Below are 10,833 nucleotides of genomic sequence, written 5' to 3' on the forward strand. Positions count from 1 at the left end.
TGGAAGGCTCGCGCATGTCCCGTGTGCTCATCGTCGGTGGGACCGGTCTCGCCGGTCGCGCCGTCACCGCTGAGGCCGTCGCGCGCGGCCACCAGGTCGTGGTCGCCGCCCGGCGCACGCCCGACGACGACGAGGCCGCGTACGTCGACGGCGCGGCCTATGTGACGGCCGACCTGGTGACGGGGGACGGGCTCGAGGAGGCGGTCGACGGCGTCGACGTGCTCATCGACACGAGCAACGCCGGGGGCCGACGTGCGTCGCACGTGTTCGCGCACGGCTCCCGCAACCTCCTGCACACCGCCGCGCGGTACGGCGTCGGCCGGGCGGTGCTGCTGTCCATCGCGGGCATCGACGGCGCGCGCTACCCGTACTACCGGTCGAAGCTGGTGCAGGAGAGCACTTACCTGGAGTCGCCGCTGGAGGTCCGGATCGTGCGCACCACGCAGTTCCACGACTTCGTCACGTCGGTGTTCGAGCGCGGCCGTCGGTTCGGAACGTTGACGGCGCCCTCAGGGACCCGGTTCCAGCCCATCTCGGTCGCCGACGTCGCGCGCGTCCTGCTGGACGCGGCCGAGGGCGTCGGCGAGCCGGGTTCGACCCGAACAGTGGGCGGCCCGCGGGTGGAGAGCGCGCGAGCGCTCGCCCGGCAGTGGAAGGACGCCACGGGCACGCGGCGACCGATCGTGTCGGTCCGCCTCGCCGGCCCGCTCGGCTCGGCGTGGCGCGCGGGGCGCCACCTCGCGCCGGATCACGCCGTCGACGGCATCGCGTACGCGGCGTGGCTCAAGAACGCGGTCTGAGGAAGAGCGCCCCCAGCGGCGGCAGCGTCAGCACGGCCGAGGCCGGCCGGCCCATCCACGGCTCGTCGTGCGCGGTGACGCCGCCGAAGTTGCCGACGCCGGAGCCGCCGAAGTCCTCGGCGTCCGTGTTGAGGAGCTCCTCCCACTCGCCGGCGAACGGCAGGCCGACCCGGTAGTCGCCGTGCGGGTTGCCCGAGAAGTTCAGCAGCACCGCGATCGGCGAGCCGTCGCGGTCCTTGCGCAGGAACGCGAGGACGTTGCCGGCGGCGTCCGAGCCGTCCAGCCACTCGAAGCCGCCCGGGTCGTTGTCGAGCGCCCAGAACTGCGGGTTGTCGCGGTAGACGGCGTTGAGCTGGGAGACGAGGTTCCAGAGCCCGCGATGGCTCGGCTGGTCGAGCATCCACCAGTCCAGGCCGCGCTCCTCGCTCCACTCGGAGTACTGCCCGAACTCCTGGCCCATGAACAGAAGCTGCTTGCCCGGGTGCGCCCACATGAAGGACAGGAAGGCGCGCACGTTCGCGAGCTGCTGCCAATGGTCGCCGGGCATCTTCCCGATCAGCGAGCCCTTGCCGTGCACGACCTCGTCGTGGCTGATCGGCAGCAGGAAGTTCTCGCTCCACGCGTAGACGAAGGAGAACGTGATCTCGCTGTGGTGGTAGCTGCGCCACATCGGGTTCTCCTGGATGTACTGGAGCGCGTCGTGCATCCAGCCCATGTTCCACTTGAGCCCGAAGCCGAGGCCGCCCGACGAAGTCGGCGCCGTGACGCCGGCGTAGCTCGTGGACTCCTCGGCGATCATCACGGTGCCGGGGTTGCGCTTGTAGGAGGTCGCGGTGACCTCCTGCAGGAAGCCGATCGCCTCCAGGTTCTCGCGGCCGCCGTGGATGTTCGGCTCCCACTCGCCCTCGTTGCGCGAGTAGTCGAGGTAGAGCATCGATGCCACTGCGTCGACGCGGAGTCCGTCGACGTGGAACTCCTCCAGCCAGTACAGCGCGTTCGCGACCAGGAAGTTGCGCACCTGCGAGTTGCCGTAGTCGAAGATGTACGTGCCCCAGTCCTTGTGCTCGCCGCGGCGGGGGTCCGAGTGCTCGTAGAGGGCCTGGCCGTCGAAGCGCGCGAGCGCCCAGTCGTCCTTGGGGAAGTGGCCGGGCACCCAGTCCATGATGACGCCGATGCCGGCCTGGTGCAGCCGGTCGATCAGGTACTTGAGATCGTCGGGCGAGCCGAACCGGCTGGTCGGGGCGTAGTAGCCGGTCACCTGGTAGCCCCACGAGCCTCCGAACGGGTGCTCGGCGAGCGGCAGGAACTCGACGTGCGTGTAGCCGAGTCCGCCCACGTAGTCGATGAGCTGGTCGGCGGCCTCCCGGTAGCCGAGGCCGGGCCGCCAGCTGCCGAAGTGCAGCTCGTAGATGCTCATCGGCCCGGAGTGCGGGTCGGTGGCGGCGCGGTGCGTCATCCACTCGCCGTCCGCCCACTCGTGCCGACTGACCGTGACGACGGATGCCGTGTTCGGCGGGGTCTCGGCGGCCTGCGCCATCGGGTCGATCTTGCGGACCCATTCGCCGTTCGCGCCGAGCAGGTCGAACTTGTAGATGGAGCCTTCGCCGACCCCGGGCACGAACAGCTCCCACACTCCAGAGGCGCCCATGTTGCGCATCGCGTGCAGAGTGCCGTCCCAGCCGTTGAAGTCGCCGACGACGCGGACGGCGCGGGCGTGCGGCGCCCAGACCGTGAAGGAGGTGCCGACGACGCCGCCGAGGTCGCGGACGTGCGCGCCGAGCGCCGTCCAGAGCTGCTCGTGCCTGCCCTCCCGGATGAGGTGGAGGTCGAGTTCGCCGATCGTCGGGAGGAACCGGTACGGGTCGTCCGCGGTCCAGGTGCTGCCGCCGGCGTAGCGCGCCTCCAGCTCGTAGTCGCCGGGGCCGACGATGTCGACTCCCTGCCAGATGCCGTGACCGAGGTGCGCGAGCTGGAGGTGCGCTCCCGTCGGCAGGATGGCGAAGACCGCTTCGGCGAGCGGGCGGAGCGCACGGATGACCGTGATCGGGTCCTCGACGCCGGCGGCGGCGATCTGGTGCTGACCGAGCACGGAGTGCGGGTCGTGGTAGCTGCCGGTCGAGACGGCCCGCAGCACGTCGTCGTCGATGGCGGGCAGGTCGACGGCGGCGGCGCCCTCGGGAATCGGGGTCATCGTGCGGCCTCCAACGGCTTGACGGTCAGGATGTGGACGGGCTCGGTGAACGCGTCGAGACGCACATAGGCGTCGGAGCCCCAGGTCCAGCGCTGGCCGGTGACCAGGTCGCGCACCTCGAACTGGGCGCCCTGCTCGATGCCGAACGCCGTGACGTCGAGGTGGACCATCGTCTCGCGCACCGAGTGCGGGTCGACGTTGGCGACGACGAGCACCGCGTCGGGCTTGCCGCTGCGGGTGAACTCGCCGGCCAGGTACTTCGAGTAGACGAGGATCGAGTCGTCGTCGGTCCGGTGCACGCGCAGGTTGCGGAGCTGGCGGAGCGCCGGATGCTCGCTGCGCGCGCGGTTGAGCATGGTCAGGTACGGCGCGAGCGAGCGGCCCAGCGCCGCGGCCCGCGCGTAGTCGCGCGGTCGGTACTCGTACTTCTCGTTGTCGATGTACTCCTCGGCGCCCGGCCGGGCGACGTTCTCGTACAGCTCGAAGCCGGAGTAGACGCCCCAGGTCGGCGCCGCGGTCGCCGCGATCGCCGCCCGGATCTTGAAGGCGGCCGGACCACCGAACTGCAGGTACTCGGTGAGGATGTCCGGGGTGTTCACGAACAGGTTCGGGCGCAGGAAGTCGGCCGTCTCCGTTGCGAGCCCGGTCAGGAACTCCTCCAGCTCCTCCTTGGTGTTGCGCCAGGTGAAGTACGTGTACGACTGCTGGAAGCCCGCCTTCGCCAGGGTGTGCAGCAGAGCCGGACGGGTGAACGCCTCCGCCAGGAACACCACGTCAGGGTCGGTGGCGTTGACCGTGTGGATCAGCCACTCCCAGAAGTGCAGCGGCTTGGTGTGCGGGTTGTCGACCCGGAAGATCCGCACTCCGAGCGACATCCAGTACCGGACGATGCGCAGCACCTCGGCGCGCAGGCCGTCGTAGTCGTTGTCGAAGTTGATCGGGTAGATGTCCTGGTACTTCTTCGGCGGGTTCTCGGCGTACGCGATCGTCCCGTCCGGAAGCGTGGTGAACCACTCGGGATGCGTCGTGACCCAGGGGTGGTCGGGGGCGGCCTGCAGGGCGAGGTCGAGGGCGATCTCCAGCCCGGCCTGCTTGGCCTTGCCGAGGAAGAAGACGAAGTCCTTCTCCGTCCCCAGGTCCGGGTGGATGGCGTCGTGGCCGCCCTCCGGCCCGCCGATCGCCCACGGAGAGCCCGGGTCGTTCGGTCCGGCGTCCAGACTGTTGTTCGGCCCCTTGCGGAAGGTGCGGCCGATCGGGTGGATGGGCGGCAGGTAGACCACATCGAAGCCCATCGCGGCGACCTCGGGGAGCCGCTTGGCGGCGGTGCGGAAGGTCCCGGACTGCCAGGAGCCGTCCGGCAGGCGCTTGGCGCCCTCGGAGCGCGGGAAGAACTCGTACCAGCTCCCGACCCCGGCTCTGGTGCGCTCCACCAGGATGGCGCGCGTGGGCGAGAGGGACGGCAGGGCGACCACGGGCCGCTCGGTGAGGATCCGCCGGATCCGGTCGTCGACCGCCGCCTGGAAGCGTTCGTCGACGCCGCGCTCGGAGTCGCCGACGACCCGGGCGGCCTCGGACAGGTGGCGGCGCTCTGCGGTGCTGCGGCGCTTGTCGGTCGCGGCCTTCTCCAGCAGCTCGCGTCCCATCGTCAGCATCAACTCGACGTCTACGCCGGCCGGCACCTTGACCTCTGCGTTGTGCCGCCACGTCGCGTACTCGTCCGCGTAGGCCTGGACGCGGTAGCGCCAGAGGCCCTCCTCCTCGAGCTGGACCTCCACGCCCCAGCGGTCGGTGCCGGGGGCGAGCGGCCGCATGTGGTGCTCGACCTGGTTGCCCGACGGGTCGAGCAGGATCAGGTCGACGCCGATCCGGTCGTGGCCCTCGCGGAAGGCTGTCGCCCGGAACGGGACGACCTCGCCGCTGAACGCGGACGCGGCCCAGTGGCCCTCGTCCACCTGGGGCGAGAGTCCCAGGATGGGGAGCCGGGGGAGGAGGGGTCGTATTCGACGGCTGCCGGCGCCTCCGGTGCTGCGGCGGCTGATGTTTTGGTCGCTGCGCTCTTTGCCACATGCCGACCGTACACTCATTCGCCCGCAGCGGACGGGCGGACTTTCGACGACATCGCGTGAGATATAAGGGAAGAGTGTGGGATGAAAGATACGCGGTCGCCGAGGCGGAGTGCGCATGAAGGTCTCTTCCAGCCTCGGTGCCGCACAAGCCGCGGTCTCGGGATTCACCGAGCTCCACGGTGACCCGCCCGGGCAGCACGTGGTCATTGACTCGAGCAACGTCTCCGGAATGTTGGACGGCGCGAGGGTCGCGAACGAAACGCTCAGGAACGTCACGGAGCTGATTTCCGGGGTGAAAAGCGAGGCTGCCAAGGTTACGGCGCTCGCGGCAGAGATCGAAGCACGCGATGACCGGGACGCGGCCAGCTGGGGCGGAATGTGATGAACGGCCTCGGCGAGTGCGAGCGCGCGTACGGGCAGCGTGACGATGGGGGCTGCGCAGCATGGGGTTGAGCTATGACTCGCGTGACTCCGACAGGTTGAAGGCGGGGCTGTCGACGAACCTCACTGCTGCGTTGTCCATGCTCGATGAGTCTCGAAGTGCGAGCCGTGGTCTGTTGGCAGCGCTGGGGACGGGCGAACTGTCCGGGCACGGCTACTCCGCGGTCGATGCGTTGTTCGCACAGGTCATCACGCCCGCGCTCTCCGACACCAGAACCGAGGTCGAGTCGATCCAGCGCGATCTCGACACCTACACGCGGGCGGACGCGAAGGTCAGCCAGTTCGGCGTGCTGAAAGAGGACGAGCTGAACACGCAGCTCGCGGCGACTCGGAGCCAGCGTGACGCGACGGAGCGCATCATCGACCTGAACACCGCTGTGGCGAGTGCGGTGTCCACGGTGCCGATGTTCGGCGAAGCGCTGCGTGCGCTGAACTTTCAGCTCGAGTTGGTGCTTGCCCACCTGGAGAAGCAGCTCCGCGAGCTGGAGGACATGCTGCGGGCGTTGAAGGAGTTCGACGCGGCAACCCGAGGGCTCTTCCGAACGGGCGCGCCTGCCCGCACGGTCGCGTCGACCGTTACCGCCTCCGCCGCGAAGCCCGATCCGCGGAGAACGTGGACCGCCTCCGAGCTGATGAACCTCCTTGCGCTGCTCAGCCCGGCCGAGGTGGAACGGATCCTGAACAGCAACCCGGACCTGATCCAAGCATTCTGGGACACTCCGCCTCCGGCGGAAGCAGTGGCGAGCTGGTGGAAGACCCTCAGCCCCGAACAGCGGGAGAAGTGGTGCCAGGCCGCGCCGTCGATCGTCGGGAATCTGCCCGGGCTGGACGCCGACACCCGCATCCACGCCAACATGATCCAGTTCCAGCGGGATCTGTACGACCCCAGCATCGACCCGAATTCTCCGCGCGGGATCGTCATTCAGGACATCCTCGCCGCGCTCAAGGTGGGTGGGATCTCCGGGCCTGGGCTGGATTACGAAAGGCTGGCGAAGGAGCAGCTGCCGCCCCGCGGGTTGCTGGCCTACTACTCGACGCACGTGCCGCCCCTGGCAGCGGTCGCGATCGGGGACACCAGCGCGGAGAAGTCGGGCAAGGTGACGTGGATGGTTCCCGGGATGAACAGCGGGCTGGGCAATGAGCGTGACACTCTCTCCGGGTGGACCAACGTCATTCGTATGGGACCACTGTCGTCACCAAGGCGGTGAGCGCCGGCGGAGGTCTGTCGCACAACGTGCAGTCGGTGGTGCTGCTGGCTTCAGCCGGGGTTGAGAAGGATAGTCCGACCGCGGATTCACTGCGAGTGGATGGGGGTGCGGGGCAGGTATACGCGTCGCAGTCCTCGCAGGACCAGGTCGCGGACTGGGGGCGCGTCGGATCCGGGCGGCGTGATCCGCGGGACGAGTCATTCGGTGCGAATGTGTTCTCGTCCGAAGGTGACGCCGCCCATCGGTTGAAGCCGACCGATGGGCATGACGTTCTCGGTTACGGATCTGACCGTGGTGGGTTCTTCTCCCGGCATGCGACGGCTGGACAGGGGTATCTCAACATGCACACGGAAGCCATCAACAACACCGCCGCCGCCGCGCCGAGGTTGGGCGGCAATATCAACCGTGGCACCCGTTTGGGGAAAGGCTGGTGACATCCATTCGTCGAACCATTGCGGCGACAGCCGTAGCAATGCTGGCGCTCGCCGTGACCGGATGTGCGTTTTATGGAGGAACAATGAACGATTTCGGTGGCGCTGTCGTTCCACCTGCCGAGTTCTCGACCAAGACTGACATCCAGACGTTGGATGAGGCCTTGGCCCATGCGGACGACCTGGTTCAACTACTGGGCTGCGAGTGGCTCAACGCTGGTGTGCCGCCCGGCGTGTTCGATCCCACCGACCGGTCGGGATGGTCCTCTGGGCCGTGTGGGGCTCACAACACCAACCAGTACTCGATCTTTCTTCATCAGGGTGCCCCGGTCGCGGACCCGACGGCGAAGATCGAGCAGGTTCGAGACCATTGGGAGAAACTCGGTTATCGGGTCCGCCAGATCGGGCCGACCGACACCAGCAACACGATGTTCACCGCAATATTCGTTGATCTGGCCTACGGCGCAGGTCTCGGGTTCAACGCCAGCACAACAGGGATGGGCATCTCAACGGAAGGCGAATGCATCATCAAGCAGTAGCACCGGGTCGTGCACGCCGAGAGACGGAATGGGCAAGCCAGATGACACGATTCCGCCGCACCGCCGCTGCGATCGTCGCGACCATGCTGGCGTTCGCCCTAGCCGGGTGTGCGCCGGTAGGCGGAACCAACGATTTCGGTGGCGCTGTCGCCCCACCTGCGGAGTTCTCGAGTAAGACGGATAGGCAAACTCTGGATAAGGCTCTCGCTCATACGGATGACCTTGTCCAATTCCTCGGCGGAGAATGGCTCGATAGCCACGATCGCCCGTTTGTTATCACCAACAACGTCAGATGGTCCTCCGGGCCGTGTGGAGCGCGCAACTCCAACCAGTACTCGGGTCTCGGTTACCGGGTCCGGCAAATCGGGCCGACCGCAGCCGACCAGGAGAAGTTCACCGAAATCGTTGTTGATCTGCCCTTCGGTGCTGGCCTGATTTTCAACGCCAGCACCACAGGGATGGGCATCTCGGCGGAAGGCGAATGCATCATCGAGCAGTAGCGCCGTCACGAACGCTCGATCTCAACGGTATCGACCGCCCGTAACATCGCACCACTAAGGTGGGCCGAGTGAAGGCCATCCGTAGATTCACCGTCCGCGCAGTCCTCCCCGACACCCTCTCCGCTCTGGAGGAGATCGCCGGCAACCTCCGTTGGTCGTGGCACGAGCCGACCAAGGAGCTGTTCGCCCGCATCTCGCCGGAGCTCTGGCAGGAGGTCGAGCACGATCCGATCGCGCTGCTGGGTTCCGTCGAGCCGGCGCGGCTCGCGGAGCTCGCCGCCGACCAGGGATACGTCGACTGGGCGAACCACGTCCGCGACGAGCTGCGCGCCTACATCCACGAACCGCGCTGGTACCAGTCGCTCGACGGCTCGGCGCCGAAGTCCATCGCCTACTTCTCGCCCGAGTTCGGGATCGCGTCGACGCTGCCGCAGTACTCCGGCGGCCTCGGCATCCTCGCCGGAGACCACCTCAAGGCCGCGAGCGACCTGGGCGCTCCGTTGGTCGCGGTCGGCCTGTTCTACCGTTCCGGCTACTTCGCGCAGGCGATCACGCCGGACGGCTGGCAGGTCGAGAGCTACCCGGCGCTCGACCCCGACGGGCTCCCGCTGAGCGTCCTCCGCGACCCGGACGGCGCGCCGGTGCAGATCACGCTCGCGCTCCCGTCCGGCGAGCTGCGCGCCCGGGTCTGGCAGGCGGCGGTCGGCCGGGTGACCCTGCTGCTGCTGGACACGGACATCCCCGAGAACGACGAGAGTCTGCGCTCGGTCACCGACCGGCTCTACGGGGGCGGCGGCGAGCACCGACTGCTGCAGGAGCTGCTGCTCGGCATCGGCGGCGTGCGCGCGGTGAAGGCGTGGACCGAGCTCACCGGCTCGCCCGAGGCGGAGGTGTTCCACACCAACGAGGGGCATGCCGGCTTCCTCGGGCTGGAGCGGATCTCCGACCTGATCGGCGAGGGGCTGACCTTCGACCAGGCCCTCGAGGTGGTGCGCGCCGGCACGGTGTTCACCACGCACACGCCCGTCCCTGCCGGCATCGACCGGTTCGACCGGCCGCTGGTCGAGCGCTACTTCTCCACGTCCCTGCTCCCCGGCGTCGAACCGGCCCAGGTGCTCGCGCTCGGCGCGGAGGACTACCCGGGCGGCTCGGACGCGGTGTTCAACATGGCGGTGATGGGCCTGCGCCTCGGCCAGCACGCCAACGGCGTCTCCCGCCTGCACGGCGAGGTCAGCCGGCAGATGTTCGGCGGCCTGTTCCCCGGGTTCGACAGCACGGAGGTGCCGATCGACTCGGTGACCAACGGCGTCCACGCGCCGACCTGGACCGACCCGATGCTGCGCTCCCTCGCGTTGGAGCGGCTCGGCACCGACGACACCACCCACGCCGACTGGGGCAACGCCGGCGCGGTCAGCGACCTGGACCTGTGGAGCGTGCGCACCCGGATGCGCGAGCAGCTCGTCCGGGACGCCCGGCACCGCGTCGCCGCCGCCTGGGAGGCGCAGAACCCGGGCGGGATCCCGCCGGTCTGGATCAGCGACCTCCTCGACCCGAACGTGCTCACCATCGGCTTCGCCCGCCGTGTGCCGACCTACAAGCGCCTCACGCTGATGCTGCACGACCCCCAGCGGCTGAAGAACATCCTGCTGCACCCCGAGCGCCCGGTGCAGTTCGTGATCGCGGGCAAGTCGCACCCCGCCGACGACGAAGGCAAGCGCCTCATCCAGAAACTCGTGCAGTTCGCCTCCGAGCCGGAGATCCGCTCCCGGATGGTGTTCCTGCCGGACTACGACATCGGGATGGCGCAGCTGCTCTACCCGGGCACCGACGTCTGGCTGAACAACCCGTTGCGGCCGCTGGAGGCCTGCGGCACCTCCGGTATGAAGGCGGCGCTCAATGGGGCGCTGAACCTGTCCATCCTGGACGGCTGGTGGAACGAGTTCTACGACGGCGAGAACGGCTGGGCGATCCCGTCCGCGGACGCCGCCGGCGACGGGGCCGAGCGCGACGCGCTGGAGGCCGAGGCGATGTACGACCTGATCGAGCACCAGATCGCGCCGCGGTTCTACGACCGCGACAGCGACGGCGTGCCCGAGGCCTGGGTCGGCAGGATCCGGCACACGCTCGCCACGCTGTCCGCCCCGCTGAGCGCCGAGCGGATGGTGCGCGAGTACGTGGAGCGGCTCTACATGCCCGCCGCCGCCAACGAGAAGCGGCTGAGCGCCGACGACTACCGAGACGCGCGCGAGCTCGCCGCCTGGAAGGGCCGCGTGCGATCGGCGTGGCCCGGCGTGAATGTGGCCCACGTCGACGCGGGAGGCCTCGACGCCGTGCCGCAGGTGGGCGACCAGCTCCGGGTGCGCGCGCTCGTGCACCTGAACGGCCTGCGCCCGGAGGACGTGGAGGTGCAGCTGGTCTACGGCCGCAGCTACGACGGCGAGGACCTGACCGCGGTGCGCTACGAGCGACTGACACTCGCCAACGGCGTCCCGGGCGCCGACCCGTCGGTCGCGCACGAGTACTCGGGCGGCGTGACGCTGACCTGGGCGGGTTCCTTCGGCTACACCGTGCGCGTCGTCCCGGTCAACGATCTGCTGCTGTCGCCCGCCGAGCTCGGCCTCGTCGCGGCCGCCTGAGCATCGAGCTGGCAGGACCCG

The 10,833-nt window shown here is 68.8% G+C and carries 9 protein-coding genes; 7 read left to right on the forward strand and 2 right to left on the reverse strand.

Going from position 1 to position 10,833, the window contains the following annotated elements; translation table 11 throughout:
• Positions 1 to 14 precede the first annotated feature (14 nt).
• A complete protein-coding gene (locus ACRAWC_RS02335) occupies positions 15 to 800 on the forward strand; it encodes an SDR family oxidoreductase (RefSeq protein ID WP_431346306.1) in 786 nt (261 codons plus the stop codon).
• Here ACRAWC_RS02335 and glgB read toward each other — a convergent pair.
• The gene (gene glgB, locus ACRAWC_RS02340) at positions 784 to 2,991 is read right to left on the reverse strand and encodes a 1,4-alpha-glucan branching protein GlgB (protein ID WP_431346307.1); all 2,208 of its coding nucleotides are present in this window, start codon (positions 2,989 to 2,991) and stop codon (positions 784 to 786) included. The two genes, ACRAWC_RS02335 and glgB, sit on opposite strands and share 17 nt — an antisense overlap.
• Entirely contained in the window at positions 2,988 to 4,943 is a 1,956-nt protein-coding gene (locus ACRAWC_RS02345; protein ID WP_431346308.1) for an alpha-1,4-glucan--maltose-1-phosphate maltosyltransferase, read from the reverse strand. The genes glgB and ACRAWC_RS02345 overlap by 4 nt, the downstream gene beginning before the upstream one ends.
• A gap of 229 nt (positions 4,944 to 5,172) precedes the next feature.
• Between ACRAWC_RS02345 and ACRAWC_RS02350 the strand changes: the two genes are divergently transcribed.
• The 6 genes from ACRAWC_RS02350 (at position 5,173) to glgP (ending at position 10,812) form a co-directional block, all read left to right on the forward strand.
• The gene (locus ACRAWC_RS02350; RefSeq protein ID WP_431346309.1) at positions 5,173 to 5,439 is read left to right on the forward strand and encodes a hypothetical protein; all 267 of its coding nucleotides are present in this window, start codon (positions 5,173 to 5,175) and stop codon (positions 5,437 to 5,439) included.
• 175 nt (positions 5,440 to 5,614) lie between these two features.
• The gene (locus ACRAWC_RS02355; protein ID WP_431346310.1) at positions 5,615 to 6,706 is read left to right on the forward strand and encodes a hypothetical protein; all 1,092 of its coding nucleotides are present in this window, start codon (positions 5,615 to 5,617) and stop codon (positions 6,704 to 6,706) included.
• The gene (locus ACRAWC_RS02360) at positions 6,703 to 7,140 is read left to right on the forward strand and encodes a hypothetical protein (protein WP_431346311.1); all 438 of its coding nucleotides are present in this window, start codon (positions 6,703 to 6,705) and stop codon (positions 7,138 to 7,140) included. Before ACRAWC_RS02355 ends, ACRAWC_RS02360 begins: the two co-directional genes overlap by 4 nt.
• Before the next feature lie 38 nt (positions 7,141 to 7,178).
• Complete coding sequence (locus tag ACRAWC_RS02365; protein ID WP_431346312.1) at positions 7,179 to 7,676, forward strand: hypothetical protein; 498 nt, start codon at positions 7,179 to 7,181, stop codon at positions 7,674 to 7,676.
• Positions 7,677 to 7,717: 41 nt separating this feature from the next.
• Positions 7,718 to 8,176 carry a hypothetical protein gene (locus ACRAWC_RS02370; RefSeq protein ID WP_431346313.1) on the forward strand — a complete coding sequence of 153 codons (459 nt, stop codon included), beginning with the start codon at positions 7,718 to 7,720 and terminating at the stop codon, positions 8,174 to 8,176.
• Between the two features lie 68 nt (positions 8,177 to 8,244).
• Positions 8,245 to 10,812 (forward strand): alpha-glucan family phosphorylase, encoded by a 2,568-nt coding sequence (glgP, locus tag ACRAWC_RS02375; RefSeq protein ID WP_431346314.1) that lies wholly within the window; start codon positions 8,245 to 8,247, stop codon positions 10,810 to 10,812.
• Positions 10,813 to 10,833 lie beyond the last annotated feature (21 nt).

Source organism: Leifsonia sp. L25 (assembly GCF_050632895.1).

Coding starts and splice junctions, on each gene's coding strand:
- ACRAWC_RS02335 (WP_431346306.1), top strand. CDS start 15: ATGTCCCGTGTGCTCATCGTCGGTGGGACCGGTCTCGCCGGTCGCGCC.
- ACRAWC_RS02350 (WP_431346309.1), top strand. CDS start 5,173: ATGAAGGTCTCTTCCAGCCTCGGTGCCGCACAAGCCGCGGTCTCGGGA.
- ACRAWC_RS02370 (WP_431346313.1), top strand. CDS start 7,718: ATGACACGATTCCGCCGCACCGCCGCTGCGATCGTCGCGACCATGCTG.
- glgB (WP_431346307.1), bottom strand. CDS start 2,991: ATGACCCCGATTCCCGAGGGCGCCGCCGCCGTCGACCTGCCCGCCATC.
- ACRAWC_RS02365 (WP_431346312.1), top strand. CDS start 7,179: ATGCTGGCGCTCGCCGTGACCGGATGTGCGTTTTATGGAGGAACAATG.